At 40.3% G+C, this 21,239-nt stretch carries 11 protein-coding genes and 2 pseudogenes; all 13 read left to right on the forward strand.

Going from position 1 to position 21,239, the window contains the following annotated elements; translation table 11 throughout:
• Positions 1-139, forward strand: a pseudogene (locus ADF62_RS10095) (UDP-glucose 4-epimerase GalE); the annotation flags it as partial.
• A gap of 69 nt (positions 140-208) precedes the next feature.
• Positions 209-1,255 (forward strand): galactose-1-epimerase, encoded by a 1,047-nt coding sequence (gene galM, locus ADF62_RS02110; protein ID WP_048787965.1) that lies wholly within the window; start codon positions 209-211, stop codon positions 1,253-1,255.
• A 102-nt stretch (positions 1,256-1,357) separates the two neighbouring features.
• Positions 1,358-3,262 carry a PTS sugar transporter subunit IIA gene (locus tag ADF62_RS02115; protein ID WP_048787966.1) on the forward strand — a complete coding sequence of 635 codons (1,905 nt, stop codon included), beginning with the start codon at positions 1,358-1,360 and terminating at the stop codon, positions 3,260-3,262.
• Positions 3,263-3,264: 2 nt separating this feature from the next.
• Positions 3,265-6,282, forward strand: a complete 3,018-nt coding sequence (locus ADF62_RS02120) for a glycoside hydrolase family 2 TIM barrel-domain containing protein (RefSeq protein WP_003094363.1) — start codon at positions 3,265-3,267, stop codon at positions 6,280-6,282.
• A gap of 560 nt (positions 6,283-6,842) precedes the next feature.
• Positions 6,843-6,959 (forward strand): annotated as a pseudogene (locus tag ADF62_RS10950) (IS3 family transposase); the annotation flags it as partial.
• 135 nt (positions 6,960-7,094) lie between these two features.
• A complete protein-coding gene (locus tag ADF62_RS02125; protein WP_003093608.1) occupies positions 7,095-8,303 on the forward strand; it encodes an exonuclease SbcCD subunit D in 1,209 nt (402 codons plus the stop codon).
• Positions 8,300-11,479, forward strand: a complete 3,180-nt coding sequence (locus tag ADF62_RS02130) for an AAA family ATPase (RefSeq protein ID WP_048787967.1) — start codon at positions 8,300-8,302, stop codon at positions 11,477-11,479. Before ADF62_RS02125 ends, ADF62_RS02130 begins: the two co-directional genes overlap by 4 nt.
• 322 nt (positions 11,480-11,801) lie before the next feature.
• Entirely contained in the window at positions 11,802-13,895 is a 2,094-nt protein-coding gene (locus tag ADF62_RS02135; RefSeq protein WP_003093361.1) for a glycosyltransferase, read from the forward strand.
• A 94-nt stretch (positions 13,896-13,989) separates the two neighbouring features.
• Positions 13,990-15,216: an accessory Sec system protein translocase subunit SecY2 gene (secY2, locus tag ADF62_RS02140; protein WP_003093487.1), complete on the forward strand. Its 1,227-nt coding sequence runs from the start codon at positions 13,990-13,992 to the stop codon at positions 15,214-15,216.
• A 100-nt stretch (positions 15,217-15,316) separates the two neighbouring features.
• Positions 15,317-16,888, forward strand: a complete 1,572-nt coding sequence (gene asp1, locus ADF62_RS02145; protein ID WP_048787968.1) for an accessory Sec system protein Asp1 — start codon at positions 15,317-15,319, stop codon at positions 16,886-16,888.
• Positions 16,875-18,413 carry an accessory Sec system protein Asp2 gene (gene asp2, locus ADF62_RS02150; RefSeq protein ID WP_003094785.1) on the forward strand — a complete coding sequence of 513 codons (1,539 nt, stop codon included), beginning with the start codon at positions 16,875-16,877 and terminating at the stop codon, positions 18,411-18,413. The genes asp1 and asp2 overlap by 14 nt, the downstream gene beginning before the upstream one ends.
• A 2-nt stretch (positions 18,414-18,415) precedes the next feature.
• Positions 18,416-18,862 (forward strand): accessory Sec system protein Asp3, encoded by a 447-nt coding sequence (asp3, locus tag ADF62_RS02155; RefSeq protein WP_003093729.1) that lies wholly within the window; start codon positions 18,416-18,418, stop codon positions 18,860-18,862.
• Positions 18,855-21,230, forward strand: a complete 2,376-nt coding sequence (gene secA2, locus ADF62_RS02160; protein ID WP_048787969.1) for an accessory Sec system translocase SecA2 — start codon at positions 18,855-18,857, stop codon at positions 21,228-21,230. The genes asp3 and secA2 overlap by 8 nt, the downstream gene beginning before the upstream one ends.
• Positions 21,231-21,239 lie beyond the last annotated feature (9 nt).

Here is a 21,239-nt window from a genome sequence, read left to right on the forward strand (position 1 = left end):
AGATACATTGATTGCCTCTTCTGAAAAGGCTCGTACGGTACTTGGCTGGAAACCACAATTTGATAACATCGAAAAAATCATCGCAAGTGCTTGGGCATGGCATTCTAGCCATCCAAAAGGGTACGATGATCGAGGATAATTAAAATAATAAACAAAGGGTCAAAGAGTATATATAATTGTTGTACTCTTTGTTTTTTGAGGAAATAATATGAAAATAAGCTGCGAAATTATTGGAAAAGTTGATTCAGGCGATGTCAGTAAAATTTCAATGGAAAATAATAATGGTGTTGTCATTTCCACACTCACAACAGGTGCTACACTTCAGGAGTTTTTGGTTCCAACGGAAACTGGTGCTCTTAAAAATATAGTACTTGGTTTCAGTGATTACGAGGATTACTATAAGAATAATTTATGTGCCTGCCAGTCCATTGGTAGGGTTGCTGGAAGAATTGGGAAAGCTTCGTATACTCATAATATGGTTCTTTATAGCCTTCCTAAGAATGAGGGAGAAAACTGCTTACATGGCGGTCCAAAAGGAATGCAGGTTCAAAATTGGAACTATGTCACAAACCTGAATGATGAATATGTTGAGACAAAATTTATTAGAAGACTTTATTCAAGTGTAGATGGCTTTCCTGGTGATGTGACAGTCTCTATTAGTTATAGACTTAACAATAATGACCGCTTAACAATACTCTTTGAAGCCTTCGATGTTACAGAGTCAACAGTCTTTAATCCGACGAACCATGTTTACTTTAATCTTAGCGACAAACAGGATTTATCAAGTCATGAGTTACAAATCTATTCAGACTATCGTTTAGAGTTGGATTCTGAGTTAATTCCAACAGGACAAAAAATTAATGTAGATGGAACGAATTATGATTTTAGAAAGACAACTGACTTGCTACCTCGAATTGAAGCAAATAATGGTTTTGATGATGCCTTTGTAGTTGGAGGGGAAACTTGTGATCATGTGAAAGAAGTAGCTATTTTGCATGACAAAGAAAGCGGAGATGGTATTGAAATCTTCTCAAACAGAAATGGTTTAGTCATTTTTACGATGGATGATATCGAAGATAATATTTACTTTGCAAGAGATAAAGGCAAAATGGCAAAAGGGCGTGAAGCTATTGCTATGGAAGCTCAAACCCTTCCAGATGCCATTAATCACAAAGGTTTTGGAGATATTATCTTAGATAAAGGTCATAGTGTAAACTATGAAATTGGCTTCCAATACTTTAATTCATCAAAATAATCATGTATTAGTAAAAGTTTAGTAAAAAACACTAAAATTATTGACTGCATAAACTAATTACCATATAATGTAAACGTATTCAAACGATAGGAGGTTTTCGAAATGGGAAAATCTAAAGGTCAGATGAAGTCTCGTCTATCCTACACAGCTGGTGCTTTTGGTAACGACGTCTTCTATGCAACGTTGTCAACATACTTTATCATGTTTGTGACAACTCACTTGTTTAACACAGGTGATCCAAAGCAAAATAGTCACTACGTACTATTAATCACTAACATTATCGCTATTTTGCGTATCTTGGAAGTATTTATCGATCCATTGATCGGTAATATGATTGATAACACTCATACTAAGTATGGTAAATTCAAACCATGGGTAGTTGGTGGTGGTATCATCAGTTCTATCGCTTTGTTGCTTCTCTTCACCGATTTAGGTGGTTTGAATAAAACAAATCCTTTCTTGTACCTTGTACTTTTTGGAATTATCTACCTTGTAATGGATGTCTTCTACTCGATTAAAGATATCGGTTTCTGGTCAATGATCCCTGCTTTGTCTCTTGATAGTCACGAACGTGAAAAAATGGCAACTTTTGCCCGTATTGGTTCTACGATTGGTGCCAATATTGTCGGTGTTGCCATCATGCCAATCGTTTTGTTTTTCTCTATGACGAACAGTAGTGGCTCTGGAGATAAATCTGGATGGTTCTGGTTTGCATTTATCGTTGCTCTCATTGGTGTGATTACATCAATTGCTGTTGGTGTTGGTACACGTGAAGTTGAGTCAAAACTTCGTGATAACAAAGAAAAAACTAGCCTTAAACAAGTCTTTAAAGTTCTTGGTAAAAACGACCAATTGATGTGGTTGTCTCTCGGATATTGGTTCTATGGTCTTGGTATTAATACACTTAATGCTCTTCAACTTTATTATTTCACATTTATCCTTGGTGATTCAGGGAAATACTCAATCCTTTACGGATTGAATACAGTTGTTGGTTTGGTTTCAGTTTCACTCTTCCCTAGCCTAGCTGGTAAATTTAACCGTAAACGTTTGTTCTATGGATGTATTGCAGTAATGCTCGGTGGTATCGGAATCTTTAGTATTGCAGGAACATCACTTCCAATGATCTTGACTGCAGCTGAACTCTTCTTCATTCCACAACCTCTTGTGTTCCTTGTTATCCTCATGATTATCTCTGACTCAGTAGAATATGGTCAATGGAAATTGGGACACCGTGATGAATCACTTACTTTGTCAGTTCGTCCACTTGTTGATAAACTTGGTGGTGCGATGTCAAACTGGCTTGTTTCTACAATTGCCGTAGCTGCCGGTATGACAACAGGTGCCTCAGCATCAACAATTACAACTCATCAACAGTCAATTTTTAAACTTAGCATGTTTGGTTTCCCAGCTGCAGCTATGCTCATCGGAGCTTTCATCATTGCTCGTAAAATCACTTTGACTGAAGCACGTCACGCTGAAATTGTTGAAGAATTGGAACATCGCTTTAGTGCAGCAACTTCTGAAAACGAAGTTAGTACTAATATCGTGTCTCTTGTAAATCCTACAACTGGTAAACTAGTTGATCTTTCAAGCGTTAGTGATAAACACTTTGCTTCAGGTAGCCTAGGTAAAGGATTTGCAATCAAACCTTCAGATGGTAAGGTTTTTGCCCCAATTAGTGGTACAGTTCGTCAGATTCTACCTACTCGTCATGCGATTGGTATTGAAAGTGATGATGGTGTTGTTGTTCTCGTACACATTGGTATTGGAACAGTTAAACTTAAAGGTGAAGGATTCATTAGTTATGTTGAACAAGGTGATCGTGTTGAAGTTGGACAAAAACTTCTTGAGTTTTGGTCACCAATTATTGAACAAAATGGACTTGATGATACAGTACTTGTTACAGTAACTAATTCTGAAAAATTCAGTGCTTTCCACCTTGAACAAACAGTTGGAGAAGAGGTTAAAGCCTTGTCTGAAGTTGTTACTTTTAAAAAAGGAGAGTAAGAATGAAAACAACTGAAAAAATTCAAACCTATTTGAATGATCCAACAATTGTTAATGTCAATACAGTTAGTGCTCACTCAGATCACAAGTATTTTGAATCACTTGCAGAATTTTCTGAAGGTGAGATGAAGTTAAGACAATCTCTTAATGGAAAATGGAAAATTCATTATGCTCAAAATACAAATCAAGTTTTAAAAGACTTTTATAAAACCGAATTTGATGAGTCAGATTTGGACTTCATTAATGTACCAGGTCACCTGGAGCTTCAAGGGTTTGGTTCTCCACAATATGTAAACACACAATATCCTTGGGATGGTAAAGAATTCCTTCGTCCACCTCAAGTTCCTCAAGAATCAAACGCAGTTGCATCATATGTCAAACATTTTACGTTGAATGAGGCTTTAAAAGATAAAAAAGTATTTATCTCATTCCAAGGTGTTGCCACTTCCATCTTTGTATGGGTCAATGGTAACTTCGTAGGATACAGTGAAGACTCATTTACACCTAGTGAATTTGAAATTAGTGATTACCTTGTGGAAGGTGATAACAAGTTGGCAGTAGCTGTTTATCGTTACTCTACAGCAAGCTGGTTGGAAGACCAAGACTTCTGGAGACTGTACGGTATTTTCAGAGATGTCTACTTGTATGCTATTCCAAGAGTCCACGTTCAGGATCTCTTTGTTAAGGCAGATTATGACTACCAAACAAAAATAGGTCAATTGGACATTGATTTGAAGACTGTTGGTGATTATGAAGATAAGAAGATTAAATATGTTCTTTCGCATCATGAAGGTATCGTTACAGAAGGTGATGAATCTGTTAATGGTGACGGTGAACTATCTGTAAGTCTTGAAGATTTGCAAATCAAACCTTGGAGTGCTGACAGTCCTAAACTTTACAATTTGACCCTTCATGTTCTGGATGATGAGCAAGTTGTTGAAGTCGTTCCAGTTAAAGTTGGATTTAGACACTTTGAAATTAAAGATAAACTCATGCTTTTGAATGGTAAGAGAATTGTCTTTAAAGGGGTGAACAGACACGAATTTAACGCTAGAACAGGACGTTGTATCACTGAAGAAGATATGCTTTGGGATATCAAAGTGATGAAACAACATAACATCAATGCTGTTCGTACGTCTCACTATCCTAACCAAACACGTTGGTATGAATTGTGTGATGAATATGGACTTTATGTTATCGATGAAGCCAACCTTGAAACACACGGTACATGGCAAAAACTTGGTCTAAGTGACCCTTCATGGAATATCCCAGCTAGTGAACCAGAATGGTTGCCTGCTTGTTTGGATCGGGCAGATAACATGTTCCAGCGTGATAAGAACCATGCTAGTGTTATCATTTGGTCTTGTGGTAATGAATCATATGCCGGTAAAGACATTGCTGATATGGCTGATTACTTCCGTAGTGTTGACAATACTCGTCCAGTTCACTATGAAGGTGTTACATGGTGTCGTGAATTTGATTACATTACAGACATCGAAAGTCGAATGTATGCGAAACCAGCTGATATTGAAGAATATCTCACTAACAATCCTCAAAAACCTTATATTTCATGTGAATACATGCATACAATGGGTAACTCTGGTGGTGGATTGAAACTCTACACTGACTTAGAGAAATATCCAGAATACCAAGGTGGATTTATTTGGGACTTCATTGACCAAGCTATTTACAAACCACTTCCAAATGGTAGCGAATTCTTATCATATGGTGGTGATTGGCATGATAGACCTTCTGACTACGAATTTTGTGGAAATGGTATTGTTTTCGCAGATCGTACCCTAACTCCAAAACTTCAAACAGTTAAACATCTTTACTCTAATATTAAGATTACTGTTGATGAAAAATCAGTAACTATCAAGAATGATAATGTCTTTGAAGATCTTTCTGCATATACTTTCCTAGCTAGAGTTTACGAAGATGGTAGAAAAGTTAGTGAAAGTGAATATCACTTTGATGTTAAACCAGGTGAAGAAGCAACATTCCCAGTTGAATTCGCAGTTGGATCTTCAAATGCTGAACGAATTTACGAAGTTGCTTGTATTCAGAAGGAAGCAACTGAATGGGCTCCAAAGGGTTATGAAATTGTTCGTGGTCAATATGTTGCTGAAAAGATTAGCACTGAAACACCAGTTAAATCCCCTTTGAATGTTGTTGAAGGCGACTTCAACATCGGAATTCAAGGACAAAACTTCTCAATCTTGCTTTCACGTGCACAAAATACTCTAGTATCTGCTAAGTATAATGGTGTTGAATTCATTGAGAAAGGTCCTAAACTTAACTTTACTCGTGCTTACACTGACAACGATCGTGGTGCTGGATATCCATTCGAAATGGCAGGCTGGAAGGTTGCTGGAAACTATAGTAAAGTTACAGATACTCAAATTCAAATCGAAGACGACTCTGTTAAAGTGACTTATGTTCATGATTTGCCAGGCTTGTCTGATGTCGAAGTTAAGGTAACTTATCAAGTTGATTACAAGGGTAGAATCTTTGTTACTGCAAACTATGATGGTAAAGCAGGTTTGCCAAACTTCCCTGAATTTGGTCTAGAATTTGCTATCGGCTCACAATTTACAAACCTTAGCTACTATGGATACGGTGCAGAAGAAAGCTACCTTGATAAACTTTCTGGTGCCTATCTTGGTCGATATGAAACTTCTGTTGAAAAGACATTTGCTCCATATCTAATGCCACAAGAATCTGGTAATCACTATGGTACTCGTGAATTTACAGTTTCTGATGATAACCATAATGGTCTTAAATTCACTGCACTTAATAAAGCATTCGAATTCAGTGCTTTGCGCAACAGTACTGAACAAATTGAAAATGCTCGTCATCAATATGAATTGCAACAATCTGACGCTACTTGGATTAAAGTTCTTGCAGCTCAGATGGGTGTCGGTGGTGACGACTCATGGGGTGCTCCAGTTCATGACGAATTCTTGCTTAGCTCAGCAGATAGCTATCAATTAAGCTTCATGATTGAACCACTAAATTAGGTAGTTGTTAGGAATCTAGTTGTACATTATTTGATAAATATAAAAGAGAAGCTTTGGAGACTTCTCTTTTCATGTTTTAAAGGGGATTAAATCATTAGTGTGTTAGTATCTTCCAAAAATCTACAAGCGGTACTGATTAGCACTCCAACACATTATAAATATATTTCAAGTGATTTAAGATAGGAATTAGCTATTACCGGTGTTTCTCTAAAAGAAATAAAAATCATACCATTCGTTCAGATGGAATCATGCATGTGACTTATAAAAAATCTCAAGTAGGAAAATAGTAAATACTACATGCCTAGTTCCAAGTCAGCTAACAAGCTACGGATAAAAAGGCCTAGAATAAAGTAAAGTCAGGAGCCCTTAGGGTTCGGATTGTTTTTAGGTTTTCATAGTGAAAAATTTAAAAAGGATCGGTACTGACAATAACGAAAAGTGAGTAAATATTATTGCCTAAAATACAAGATGTGCACTAGTACCAACCTATATGATAATGCTTAGAATCTATAAAAGTTAATTAAAAGAATAGATAATATTGATTTTCTTGGTTAGAGGTATTTAAATTACTTAACCAATTGATGCAGGGTAGTCTAGACTATATTGATTACTACAACAAACGCATTAAGGTAAAACTAAAAGGGCTCAATCCTGTGCAATACAGAACTAAATCCTTTGCTTACATAAATTGTCTAACTTTTTGGTCTTTACAGCTAAAAAACGGGAAAACTATCAAAGCTTGTGAAACTTTTAAGCAGTATTTAGCTTGATAAGGTACAATAGAGTAAGACAAAATGAATGAGGAGGCTGTCATGAAGTTTTTACATACGTCAGATTGGCATGTAGGACGAACCCTCAATGGCTGGTCTTTGTTGGAGGAGCAGGAGTGGGCTTTTCAACAAATTGTGGATTTGGCTATTAGCGAAAAAGTGGATGGGGTTATCATTGCTGGGGACCTCTATGACCGTGCGGTGCCCCCTGTGGATGCGATTAAGCTTTTTAATAAGACCTTGGCCCGCTTGGTACTGGAGGAGCAGATTCCTGTCTATGCGATCAGTGGTAATCACGATGGGGCTGAACGTTTACATTTTGGGCGTGACTTCTTTCAACATCAGGGCCTTCATTTAAGTACACGTTTGGAGGAGGCTTTTGAGCCTATTGAGTTGGAGAATTGCCAGATTTTCCTGCTGCCTTTTATCGATCCTATTGATGCTCGTATTTACTATAAGGATGATGAGGGAAAGAAAATTCAGGGGATTGGTGATGCCTTGACCTACATTCTTGAGGATATGGAAAAAGCTTTTGATCCTGACAAAGCTCATGTCTTGGTGACGCATTTTGCAGTTTCTAAGAAGGATGATAGCGATGGTCAAGGTCTTCGAGAATTGATGTTGTCTGAAACTAGCAATACGGTAGGTGGTCTTTCTAATGTGACCAGTGACCTTTTCAAGGTTTTCGATTATGTGGCCTTGGGGCATATCCATACGCGCTTTGCCAGTCCGACTCAGCGCGTGCAATATTCAGGCAGTCCGGTCGCCTTTAACATCAAAGAAGCCAAGCGAAAGGAAGAGAAGGGTGTTTATATTGTTGAATTGGATGCGTCTGGTAACTTGTCCCAGACCTTCCATTCCCTAGAGGTCAGACGACCAATCGTGACCCTTCAGGAACCTTTTGAAACCTTGATGTCACCTGAATTTTATAAGGAGCAGCCTTGTCAAAAGGCTTGGTTTGCCTTTGATATTCAACTGTCCAGCCGTAAGGAATTGGAGGGCATCAATGTGCGTGCCCGTTTGGAAGAAATTTATGGGATAGACATTGTAGAAATTACTTTCAGCCGTCTTGGTGATGTTAGGGAAGAAAACCTGACTGTTGATCAGCACTTAAAATATTTGGAAATGCAGTCGCCTCAGGAAATTGTCTCTGATTTTTACCAGACAGTGACTGGGGGCGACGTCTTGTCTGAGAGACAGACTGCCCTTGTGGAAAGTATTTTTGAGGAGATTGGAAGGAGTGGACAATGAGACCAGTCCAGTTAGAATTGACCAATTTTGGACCTTATCGTAAGGAAGTCATCAATTTCACCCAGTTTGACCATGCTCCCCTCTTTTTGATTGGAGGGGACACAGGGGCTGGTAAGAGTACACTCTTTGATGCCATGACTGTTGCCTTGTTTGCTACGACCAGTGGTGATCGTAATGTCGAGGAGATGCGGTCAACCTTCGCTGGTCCAGAAGATGATTTGACCAAGGTGACTTTCTATTTTCAACAAGGCAACCACCTTTATCGTATTGAGCGAGTTCTCCAGCAAGAGAGGGCCAAGCGGGACGGTGGTACGACCATTCAAAAAGCGACGGCTTCTCTAGTCATTGTGGATAAGATTGGTGGTCAGGAAATTGAAAAGCTTGGGGATAAGATCAAGGAAGTGAGTGACCAGATTGAGCAGATTTTGGGGCTCAATGCTGAGCAGTTCAAACAGATTATTCTCCTTCCACAAAATGATTTCAGCCGTTTCTTGAAAGAAGATTCTAAGACCAAGACTCAAATTTTAAAGAAAATCTTTGGAACGGGTATTTTTGACCATTTTCAAAAGAGCTTGGAAGAGCGTTTTCGTCAGAGTAATAAGGATATGGAAAAGCGTCAGGCTCAGCTAGATGGTCATTTTGCCAGTCAGGTGTGGTCTGAGGAAGAATTAGCAGTCTTGGAGCAAACACCAGCCTCTGAAAAATTGACACGTCTTGAAGAGTTTTTGATTCAGCGTCAAGAAAATGTTACGAAGCAAAAAATCATCTTGAAGGATGCCCATGAGGATTTGGCAAAACTGCAGAAGAGCTTGCAAACTGCCCAAGATTTGGCAAAGATTTTCCAAGAAGTGGAGCAAGCCAAGGAGCGTTACCGTCTGGAAATTGAGGAGGGAGCTCAGGGACAGGCAGAGGCAAAAGTGCATCTGGAGGAATTACAGTTTGCTCAAGGATTACAAGAAACCATTAGTAGCTTGAAGCAATATCAGAAACAGTTGATACAATTAGAGCAGGATCTTGAAATTGCTCAAGAAGTATTAAGTGAAAGGCGTCAGGCGTTTGAGGACGTTAAGGCTCAAAAAGAGGAACTCGCAGTTCAATCTGAGGATTTTCTTCAAAAAGAAGAGAAACTGGGAGCGTGGAAAGAGGATATTATCTATGCTCAGAGTCTTGCCCAAGAGCATGAGAAAATCAAAGGTTCAACTACTAACTACAAGCAGTTGGAAGAAACCTATCAGCAGGCTAGGAAAGAGATTGAGATTCTTAACAAGTCCTTGTCAGACTTGGAGGTTAATCGTCTTAGTTTAGATAGCTTACATGAGGCCGAAAAACTCCTCCAGTCTGTGGGCTACAGCGTGGAGAATCAACTGGCTCAAGACCTAAATGAAATAGAGAGTCTGAATGAGGATTTGATAAAGACCGAAAAACGTCGTCAAACGCTATCTTTTGATATTGACCAAGCTCAAGAAAGCCTCAAAGAATTGGAGGAGAAGCTAAGAACGACTTTGGCTTCACGCCGTCAACTCATGATTGCCCAACTGCAAGCAGAGTTAGAAGAAGGACAGCCTTGTATGGTTTGTGGTGCCCTGGAACACCCTAATGTTGGTGGAGCACAAGCTGATGAAGTGGCTTTGAAAAATCTCATGGATCAGGTGGAGAAGCTTCAAGTTCAAAAGGAAAAGCAAGTCGCTACTGTGTCAAATCGTCAGGCTACCTTGAGCGAAGTTGAATCTAAACGTCAAGATTTGCTTGATCAAGTGACTAAAGTCAAGGTAACTCTTGAAAAGCACTATCAAGAATTAGAAGAGCAAGTTAAGGGACGGTTTGAGTTTGATTTTTCAGAGCACTATGAAGCTGACCGTGGGCAAGCCCTACTCCTGAAGGTTAAGAAGTATTATCAAAAGTTACAAAAACGCTTTGATAAGGAAGAGGACGATTGTGTCCGATATCAGGATGAGATAGGTAAAGCTCAGGAAAAATTGACAAAATCGGCTAAAACCTATCAAGAGGCTAAGGCAGTGCTGGAACAATCTAAGGAACGCCTAAGGGATTTACAAGAAGCTCATCCGGAGCTTGAGTCTGTTGAGGTTTATCAAAATCGTATTGCACATGCTAAGCAGGAATTGGCTCTTTATGAGAAGCAGGTCAAGGAGAATGGTGAGGTCTATAACCAACTTCATGCCGATATTAGAGAAATCAAAGGGCAGCTTGAGAGTATAACTAAGTCTAAAGAGAAGTTAGAACAAGACGTTAAGCGGTTATCTGCTGAATTAGAGCAAAGTATCAAGGCTGAAGGGGCCCTCACCAATGACTTAGAGCAGGTCGAACTCTGGCTTCTTGAAGTAAATAATCAAGCTATTCCTATGCTTCAAGCCAAATTAACGACTTATGCAACTCTCAAACAAGAGTTACAGGCGCAGATTTGTAAGGGACAAGAGCTTCTCCAAAATAAAGAACAACCCGATCTAGATAGTCTAGCGCAAGAAGTACAGGCTTGTCAGGAAAACTATGACAAGCAGCTCGCTCAGGTTTCTGTCATGAAGAAGGGCCTTAAGGATGCAACGGCTACTTACCAAGCGGCTAAAACCCTTCAAGATAGCAACCTAGATGCCTTCAAGGTCCACCAAGAGCTCAGTGATTTGGTCAAGGTGGTTAAGGGAGAAAATACGGCTCTGACTGGTCGTCTTAATCTGGAAGTCTATGTTATCCGTCAGTATTTCCAACAAATCTTGGATTATGCCAATGCCAACTACATCGGTCTCTTAACGGATAATCGCTATTCCTTTGTCTTGAGCGAGGAAGGACGTAGGGCGCGTGATCACTTTGGTTTAGATATCAACGTCTATGATCAGTTGACAGGTAGCGAGCGTTCCGTCAAATCCTTGTCAGGTGGTGAAACCTTTATCGCCGCACTGGCTATTGCCCTATCTCTCTCAGAAGTGGTGCAAAATACCAGCAAGGGGGCTGTTATTGAAGCTCTCTTCATCGATGAAGGATTTGGATCACTGGATAAGGAAGCCTTGACCAAGGCCATCGCTGTTCTGGAACAAATCGGTGAAAACCGCATGGTCGGTGTCATCAGTCACGTGGACGACATGAAAGAAGGCATCGCCCAACAACTAGCCATCATCAAGTCGCATGATGGCAGTAGCCGTATTAAGATTGTGGATAAAGGGTGAGATGAGTTAAGGTGTTAAGAATTCTCGTCAAAACATTTTAATCGTTCTAAGAAATAGTTTCTCATCGGAGTTATCTCTTCTTCTATCTACATATCTCAATTTTCCTAACTATCAGTTTTTTTCTGAAAATAAAAGGAAATTAGTTTGTCCTCTTATTGAAAATGTTAATTTATTAGAAAATTAAGTGATGCTATGTTATAATTTAGTATAGTTGTGTCTCTATAAAATCAAGGAAAAAGTGTATAGAATGTGTTTACAGTCTTGATATCTTATGAAAGTTTGAGACAGGAAAATGCACTAGCTAGAAAAAAATAAGAAAAAAATGACAGAAAAAATTTCCGTAATTATTCCCGTTTACAATGTAGAAAATCAACTCCAGACCTGTCTAGACAGTGTCTTGGGTCAGACCTATCAAAATATTGAAATCATCCTTATCAATTATGGCTCAATAGACAATAGTGATGACATTTGCCGTAGTTATGCCGCTAGGGATTCTCGTATCCTCTATTTTAAAAAGAATAATGGAGGGCTTTCAGATGCTCGCCATATTGGTATTCGTCAGGCTAAGGGAGCTTACGTAACCTATGTGGACGCTGAGGATTGGGTAGAGTCAACCTATCTAGAGGAGCTTTATAAGGCACTTCAAGTTCACAAGGCAGATATCGCAGTAGCTAATTACAGTGTTTATAAGGAATCGGAAGATCTCTTTTATGTTTATATCAAGGATGAAGATTATTACGAACAGGTCTATTCACCCGCTCAGATTATTGATGGACTCTTTGAAGAAAGCAATAACATCAATATTGCTCTGATCTCAGCCACTGGAAAACTCTACAAACGTTCCTTGTTTAATGACTTACTTTTCCCAAAAGAGCATGCAGGAGAAGATGGCTTTTTCAACCTTAAGGCCTATCTCATGAGTGACCGTACGGTTTATCTCAATAAGGGACTTTATGTTTACCGTGAGAGTCCAGAGATGCCACCGGCGACTTGGATGCAAGATTGGATGATGACTTTGGTTTATGCCATGGAGGAACGCTTGGCTATTGTTGCTAGCCATGGTTTCCCTCTGGAAAAATACATGGTTACCTATCGTCAGATGCTAGAGGCCTGCTTGAAAAATGTGGAAGAACAAGGTCTCACAGATTCTGAAGCCTATCGCTCAATTCAGGAAAAATTCCAAGTTTTGAGCTTGGCTCCTCAACGTTATGAGACTAAAAAGCATGCTATTGTCCTAGCAGCTAACTATGCCTATGTTGACCAAGTGCTTACAACCATAAAATCTATCGTTTTCCATCATCGCAACATTCGTTTTTACTTGATTAACGATGATTTCTCTCAAGAGTGGTTTAGGGGGCTCAACCGTCATCTAGCTGCTTTTGGCAGTGAAGTGATCAACTGTCGTGTAGATAGTAGTCACATCAAGCAATACAAGACCAATGGTAACTATGCTAGCTATCTACGCTATTTTGTGACGGACTTTGTATCTGAGGAGAGAGCTCTTTATTTGGATAGTGATATGGTGGTTACTGGTTCTCTAGAAGATCTCTTTACCCTTGATTTGCAAGGCCGTCCTTTGGCTGCTGTACGTGACTATGCCATTCAAGTTCAGAATCGTCAGAAGATGTTTGATGCTAGCTTCATGGTGATTGATATGGCTTATTGGAAGCAGTTCAATATGAGATGTCACCTTATTGACATGACTAGCGAATGGCATGATAAGGTACCATTTGCGGAGCAGTCAATTCTTAATATGGTTTTTCGTAACAACTGGTTGGCTTTGTCTTTTGACAACAACTATGCTGTGACCAAGTCCAGTCTAGCTGGTTACCATTTGCCAAATGGTCAAGACTATCCTAAGGTTCTACACTATGATTCACACCGTAAGCCCTGGTTACCTTTGGCTTGCCAAGCTTATCGGGAGGTCTGGTGGTTTTATGCCCAAATGGATTGGTCTGAAGTAGCTGGAAATGCTTCCTTATTGCCACTTTCAGAGGACATGGTTTATCCTAAGGGTCGTCCATTTACATGTTTAGTTTACACCAACATTTCAGAAATCCCTCATTTGACGGATCTAATCTCGGCTCTTCCTAAGGTACAATTTAAAATTGCCTCACGCCAGCATGTGTCAGACAAATTGGCCCAATTGATTACCTATCCAAATGTGACGGTTTACTCAGACATTGCAGGTTTAAATGGGCTAGATTTGGAATTGGTGCGTACTAGTGACCTGCTTTTGGATATCAATCCAGGCAGAAAAGTAGTGGAAATTCTTGATGCCTTTAGGTTTGAAAATAAACCAATTTTAGGATTTGAGGACCTCAAGTCGACCAAGCATAACCAACAGACCTACTCAAGAGATCGTTGGAAAGAGATGGCTGAGACCATCCGCCAGATGCGTAAGAAGAGCCTATAATCCTTTATTTGGATAAGTGGTCTGAAATTTAGTTTATGTCTCATTTCTAACGAAAAATATTAGTCTGTCTATAGGGCAGGAAGTAGGAGTAACAGTGAAAAAAATTGGTCAATCGATAATCACCAAACGTGTGTTATGGACCGTCTTTTTCCTCTTTATTTATTGTTTAGGAAATCGCTTGGTTCTACCGTTTGTGGATTTGAAAAATGCAACTATCTTTGGGGGAGCCATGGGTTCCTTGGGTTTTTCTAGTGCCATGATGGGTGGAAACCTCAGCTCTGTGTCTCTTTTTTCAGTAGGCTTGTCACCCTGGATGTCAGCAATGATTCTCTGGCAGATGTTTTCTTTTTCTAAGAAAATGGGCTTAAAAAATCTTCCCGTCGAGATTCAGGAACGTAGAAGAATGTACTTGACCCTAGCAATTGCCCTGGTCCAATCTCTGGCAGTGTCCTTAAACCTACCTATCGTTTCTGGGGTTAATGGCGGTCTCGCCGTTTTCATGAATACCATTTTATTGATTTCTGGGACCTTTTTCTTGGTTTGGCTATCAGACCTCAACTCCCTCTTTGGGATTGGAGGCTCCATTGTCATCTTGATGGCAAGTATGATGGCCAATCTGCCTTATCAAATCATGGATAGTATTGAAAAGTTAGGTATCGGTTGGGATGTCTTACTTCCTCTGATTCTATTCAGTTTGATTTTCCTCTATGTTTCAGGGATTGTGCAGAGGGCTAGATATCGTATCCCAATCAATAAAATCAATATTCATAACCGCTTTAAACAGTACTCTTACTTGGATATTATGTTGAATCCAGCCGGGGGGATGCCTTTCATGTATGCCATGTCCCTGGTCAGCATTCCACAGTATGTCTTTATGCTGATTCAGTTTATGCATCCTGAGAATAAGTGGGCTAGTGAGGCTACCAAGTCCTTGACGGTCGGTCAACCTCTTTGGTTGGTTGTTTATCTGATCATGCTATTCGTTCTAGGGTTAGCCTTTGCCTTTGTTAATGTCTCTGGCGAGCAAATCTCAGAACGTATGCGCAAGTCAGGTGAGTACATCTACGGTGTTTATCCAGGCCAAGAAACCAGTGACTATATCAACCATTTGGTGCTTAGATTTGGTTTCATTGGTGCCCTTTACATGCTTTTTATGGCAGGTACTCCAATGCTGATTATCTTGGTCAATCCAGATTACCTGCAACTGAGTATGATTCCTGGTACTTTCTTGATTTTTAGCGGTATGATTTACAATGTTAACGAGGAAATGAAGGCTTTGAAGCTTAACACTTCCTACACCCCGCTTTTTGAAAATGTATAATATCTCACCCTTCGTGGGGCTGAGAGGCAGGCTGGTGATGCGTGATCGGTCTGCCCCTCAATTTCAAGTATTGTGATGAGAAGGCAGTGGAGGAGCACTCATGTATTATTTTATTCCAGCTTGGTATGGACAGACGGATGAATTTTGGAAGACTGCTATTGATCCTTGGTACCGTATCCGTCAAAAAATAGAATTTGATGATAGCTTGCACCAAGTTCGCATTTTTCAAGATGAAGATCTAGCACCTCAACTTTTACTTTTAGCCTATCAACCGCATTTGCGTTATTTCTTACATCGTCATGATGTCTTAGAAGTTGGATACACAGCTATTTTTGATTTGATTCAAGGTATTACTGATGAAGAGATGCGAAACCTTCAGGTGACAGACTTGGAATGGCCAGAAGGGTCTACATTTGTCTACACACCATTTGCAATTGTGGTTCAATGCCAACACCAGCGTTATGCCGAGGTTGAATTTGGATCAGAGGGTTTTATTGGCATGATTCGCTACTTTAAGGATGATCAAATCATTCGTGAAGATGTTTACGATGACCGCGGCTTTATTTCGAGTAGCCTTTATTATGAAGAGGGACAACCAATCTACCGAAACTACCTCAACGCCAAGGGAGTCTGGCAGCTTTGTCATTTCTTTGATGGACGTGGAATTGTAGCCAACCCTCGTACGGATGGCCGTTTCGAAAAGAGTTATTATGGTGATCTTTCAGAAGTTATCTGGGAATTTTTGAATAAATTCTTAGCTGAAGAGGTTGAAGTATCAGACCGTTTTGTTATTGCGTCTGACCTGCGTCACAACAAACAACTCTTTGAACACTTGCCAACAGAAAATACAAAGATTTTGACCTGGTTCGCAGAACGTAATCAGGAAGATAAAGTTAATGCTTATGCGGCCTTTCTTCCACAGGTGGACTTGATGATTGCGGATCGTTACGATTACGTGGAGCAACTTCAGGTTGTCTATCCGAAAGAGGCTAAGAAGCTCAAGCACATGGCTTCCTTCGATACCTGTTTGGCTTTGGGAACCAGTCAACGTGTCAAAGAGTCAAAAATCTTTTATCAGCTTGACTTCGATCAGTTGGATTTAGAGGCGATTTATCAGGTTTTAGCTTTCGTGGCTAAGTATCCAAAGACAAAGGTTGAGTTTGGAGCATTTAATGCCAATCCAGAGCAACTTGGTAGCCTGCAAAATCAAGTGGAAAAAATGATTGAAGAACGTTTGAGTCCAGAAGCTTTTGAAGAGGTTGTCGAAAGTAGTGGTGCAGAAAATAAATTGGAGGAAAATAAGGAAATCATCAGTCGATTTTCTTTCCAAGACCTGAGAGACGAGACTGCTCTAATCAAGTCACTTCAATTTACACGCCTTATTGTCGACTTGAGTAAGGAGCCTAATCGTTATACACAGATTGCTGGAATTAGTGCCGGTATTCCACAAATTAACCGTGTGGCGTCTGAGTATGTAACCCATCAAGAGAATGGTTATATCTTGAAGCACTTGTCTGATTTTGAAAAAGCGGCTTACTACTATTTGGGACAATTGAACAACTGGAACCGTTCTCTTATCTACTCGATTGAGAAGATTAAGGAAAACACGGGAGACCGTTTGGTACAAAAATGGGAGAATTGGTTGAAGGAGAAGCAGGATGACCAAGAATAATCGCCTGAAAATATTACAAGTTGGATCTTCTAACTGGTCAGAAAATCAGGAAATTCCTGAAAATATGAAATGGTACTATTGCAATCTTGGTCAGCTTGAGACCTTGCAAGAAACCATCGAAGAAGACGAAATCAAGGCTTTCACAGCGGTTATTGTGGACAGTCTGGAGGGGCTTGAGGAATTGATGGTTATTAAAGAGTATTTGATTCCTCACACTATTTTCTTTGATCAAACGATTGAAGTGACAGATGAGAGACTTGCTCAGTTTATCAAGGAAGTCTGCGCTGTTCCAACTGATTTTTCAAATCAAGGACAGCTGCTCTTCACCCTTTCAAAAGCACTCTTTTCAGGGCAATACGGGGATAAGATGTTTCCATTCACTACCCAAGTTAACCCCAATTTTAGTGGTGAAGTGACCTACCATGGTTATGAAAATGTCATTTTAAACGGCGACTACGGTCAAGAATTTACTCCTGTCTTGGACTGGACCTATAATGTCAGAGCCAGCAAGGAAAACCCAATTGAGCTTTGGTTGGAGTTTGAAAAAGAAGATACCTGTGAGTGTCGCTTGATTCTCAATCTTCTGCCAGAAGGTTCGGTAGCAGGCATTTTCAAGACCTACATCATTTCAGAAGAAGAAATGCGCAAAGAAGCCATTGTTCTTGATGAGGACAGGATTTTCCTTTTGTCAGCTAGTCTTGAAATGAAGGGCAGAGGTCAGATTACTATTGGTGGGCTCCACCAACGTTTGACGCGTTTTCAATTTGGAAAGTTTGTACTTGGAGGTGGTATTCTCCACGACAGAAAGCATCAAGAAATCAACTATTTCTTTTATCCTGGGGATTTCAAGCCACCTTTGTCTGTTTACTTCTCAGGTTTCCGTCCTGCCGAAGGTTTCGAAGGTTTCGGGATGATGAAGGCTATGGGAACTCCCTTTTTGCTCTTTTCAGATCCTCGCCTCCAGGGTGGAGCATTTTACATTGGGACTGAAGAGCTTGAAAATAGTATCAAGGACACTATCCAACATTACTTGGCCTACCTAGGTTTTGACAATAGTCAACTCATTCTCTCTGGAATGTCCATGGGAACCTTCCCATCTATGTACTATGGTGCGGACTTTGAGCCTCATGCGATTATCATGTCTAAACCTCTAGCTAATGTCGGTACTATCGGTAATCGTGCCAGACTCTTGGCGCCAGAGGTCTTTCCAACAGGCATTGATGTCTTACATTTGCAGACAGGACGTTTGGATAATGAGGGTGTTGAGGCCCTTAATCAGAAGTTCTGGAATAAGTTTGAAAAAGCAGATTTTGCAAACACGACCTTTGGTCTTTCTTACATGAAAGACGAGGATATGGATCCAACGGCCTATGAGGATATTACCAAGTCCCTCTATTACTCAGGGGCTAAGATTCTCAGTAAGGGAACATCAGGTCGACACAACGACGATTCATATACGGCGACAACTTGGTTTGTCAATTTTTACCGTATGATTTTAGAAAATGATTTTGGAAGGAAGGAGTAAGAATGTTCAGAAATAAGAAATCAGAAATCTTGTGGGGCTTAAACCACAAAGCCTACATGTATGGCTCAAAAATTGTTAAGCGCCAAGATGGTTCTGTGCAATTTTACAATCCTTTGGTGCCATCAGGAACGGAAATCCAGTCTTGGATGGCCATCCAAAACTATCAAGCTGGTCGTACCCAGCCTGCCCTCCCACTTTTGAAAAAGGGGCATAGCTATGACTTGACGGCTAATCTCGAAGCTGTACCAACAGGTTCAGTATTTTTGAAAGTCAGCTTTTTGGACCGTTATGACAATGAAATTAAGCAGCTAATTGAAAAAAGTACCCAAATGACCTTTGTTTATCCTCATGAGGCTTATACCTATCGTATTTCTCTATTGAGTGCTGGGGTCAAAGAGCTGGATTTCTACAGCTTAAAACTGGAAGAAACAGGAGAAGAAAATGTTTAAACAACTGAATCCTATTCTCTCTGTTAAGGAAATACTCAAGGAGATTAACGGACGAGCTGATGAAATGGCAGGTTTGACCAATCTTGAGTTAAAAAATAAAACGCAAGAATTTAAGGAGCGTTTGGCTCAAGGAGAAAGCTTGGACGACCTCCTGCCAGAAGCCTTTGCGGTTGTTCGTGAAGCTGATAAGCGCGTGCTAGGCATGTTCCCTTATGATGTTCAGGTCATGGGAGGCATTGTCATGCACCAGGGCCATATTGCTGAGATGAATACGGGTGAGGGGAAGACTTTGACGGCAACCATGCCAGTCTACCTTAATGCTTTGTCAGGTGAAGGCGCTATTCTCGTTACGATTAATGAATACTTGGCTATTCGTGACGCTGAGGAAATGGGTCAGGTCTATGAGTTCTTAGGGTTGACGATTGGTGTTCCCTGTGTGGAAGGTAGTAATGAGATGGATCCAGCAGAAAAGCGTGCCATCTATCAATCGGACATCGTTTACACGACAAATGCCAGTCTAGGTTTTGACTATTTGATTGATAACCTTGCTTCTAACCAAGACGGTAAATACATGCGTCCCTTTAACTATGCCATTGTCGATGAGGTGGATTCTGTTCTACTGGATAGTGCGCAGACGCCCTTGATTATCTCTGGTGCACCTCGTGTTCAGTCCAACTATTATGGAATGATGGATACCCTCATGACCACCTTGGTCGAGGGTGAGGATTATATCTTCAAAGAAGAAAAAGGTGAAGTTTGGTTGACCACTAAGGGTGCCAAGGCTGCTGAAAACTATCTTGGTATCGGTAACCTCTACGATGAAGTAAATAGCACCTTTGCCCGTCATTTGCTCTTTTCACTTCGTGCTCACTTGCTCTATAAAAAGGACAAGGACTACATCATTCGTGATGGCAAGAAGGGACCTGAAGTGGTCCTTCTCGATAAATCGACAGGTCGTCTCTTGGAATTGACTAAGCTCCAAGGGGGACTCCACCAAGCTATCGAAGCCAAAGAATTAGTGGCCTTGTCACAAGAAACCAGAGCCATGGCTTCTATCACCTACCAAAGTCTCTTTAAAAAATTCAAGAAAATTTCAGGGATGACTGGTACTGGTAAGGTTGCGGAAAAAGAATTTCTCGATACCTATGGTATGAAGGTCATTCAAATTCCAACCAACCGTAAGAAACAACGTATCGACTACCCTGATAAGATTTATGAGACCCTACCAGAGAAAATCTTCGCTTCTTTAGAGTATGTTAAGCATTATCATGGAAAAGGCAATCCAATCTTGATTTTTGTAAGTTCAGTGGAAATGTCAGAGCTTTATTCTTCTCTGCTTTTGCGTGAAGGAATTGCTCATAATCTCTTGAATGCCAACAATGCACCACGTGAGGCAGAGATGATCGCCGAGTCTGGACAAATGGGTGCCGTGACAGTTGCGACTTCAATGGCTGGACGTGGAACAGATATCAAGCTCGGTAAGGGGGTGGCTGAACTGGGTGGATTAGTCGTTATCGGTACCGAACGTATGGAAAGTCAGCGTATTGATTTGCAAATCCGTGGCCGTTCTGGACGTCAGGGTGATCCTGGTATGTCTAAATTCTTCGTCTCACTTGAAGATGACGTGATTAAGAAATACGGTCCATCGTGGGTTCACCGTATCTACAAAGAATATGCTATTAATGATCACATTGAGCCTAAGGAACTGACAGGTCGCAAGTATCGTAAATTGGTTGAAAAAGCCCAAGAAGCTAGTGAAAGTTCTGATCGTACCTCACGTCGTCAGACGCTTGAATTTGCAGAAAGTATGAACATCCAACGTGAGATGATTTATGCTCAACGTGACCGTCTCATTTACTACAATCAAGGTTTGGACACTGTTATCGACGAGGTTCTTGACGATTTCATCGACCAAGCTATGACTGAGGAAGATTTCTCAAAAGCGGAAAATCTTTACCATTTCATCTTGCGTAATATCAGCTTCCGAATCAATGAAATTCCTAAGGATTTAGACCTCAACAATCGTGAGCAAGTCTTGGAACTCATCTATCAGTTTGCCTATCGTGAACTTGATACTAAAAAGCAGGAGTTGAAAACCAAGGAACTTAACGAGTATTTCCAACGTCTATCCATGCTTAAGGCTGTGGATGACAACTGGGTAGAGCAGGTAGACTATCTGCAACAACTCCAAATGGCTATCGGTAGCCAGCAACTCAGTCAAAAGAACCCTATTGTCGAATATTACCAAGAGGCATACAAGGGCTTCGAAGCCATGAAACGTCAAATCAGAAAGGATATGGTTCGTAATCTTCTCCTTAGTCAGGTGCAAGTCACTAAAAAAGGAGATATCATCAGCCATTTCCCATAAAATAAGGAA

The sequence above is a fragment of the Streptococcus sp. 1004_SSPC genome, assembly GCF_001069025.1.
Taxonomy (GTDB): Bacteria; Bacillota; Bacilli; order Lactobacillales; family Streptococcaceae; genus Streptococcus; species Streptococcus vestibularis.

Coding starts and splice junctions, on each gene's coding strand:
- galM (WP_048787965.1), top strand. CDS start 209: ATGAAAATAAGCTGCGAAATTATTGGAAAAGTTGATTCAGGCGATGTC.
- ADF62_RS02115 (WP_048787966.1), top strand. CDS start 1,358: ATGGGAAAATCTAAAGGTCAGATGAAGTCTCGTCTATCCTACACAGCT.
- ADF62_RS02120 (WP_003094363.1), top strand. CDS start 3,265: ATGAAAACAACTGAAAAAATTCAAACCTATTTGAATGATCCAACAATT.
- ADF62_RS02125 (WP_003093608.1), top strand. CDS start 7,095: ATGAAGTTTTTACATACGTCAGATTGGCATGTAGGACGAACCCTCAAT.
- ADF62_RS02130 (WP_048787967.1), top strand. CDS start 8,300: ATGAGACCAGTCCAGTTAGAATTGACCAATTTTGGACCTTATCGTAAG.
- ADF62_RS02135 (WP_003093361.1), top strand. CDS start 11,802: ATGACAGAAAAAATTTCCGTAATTATTCCCGTTTACAATGTAGAAAAT.
- asp1 (WP_048787968.1), top strand. CDS start 15,317: ATGTATTATTTTATTCCAGCTTGGTATGGACAGACGGATGAATTTTGG.
- asp2 (WP_003094785.1), top strand. CDS start 16,875: ATGACCAAGAATAATCGCCTGAAAATATTACAAGTTGGATCTTCTAAC.
- asp3 (WP_003093729.1), top strand. CDS start 18,416: ATGTTCAGAAATAAGAAATCAGAAATCTTGTGGGGCTTAAACCACAAA.
- secA2 (WP_048787969.1), top strand. CDS start 18,855: ATGTTTAAACAACTGAATCCTATTCTCTCTGTTAAGGAAATACTCAAG.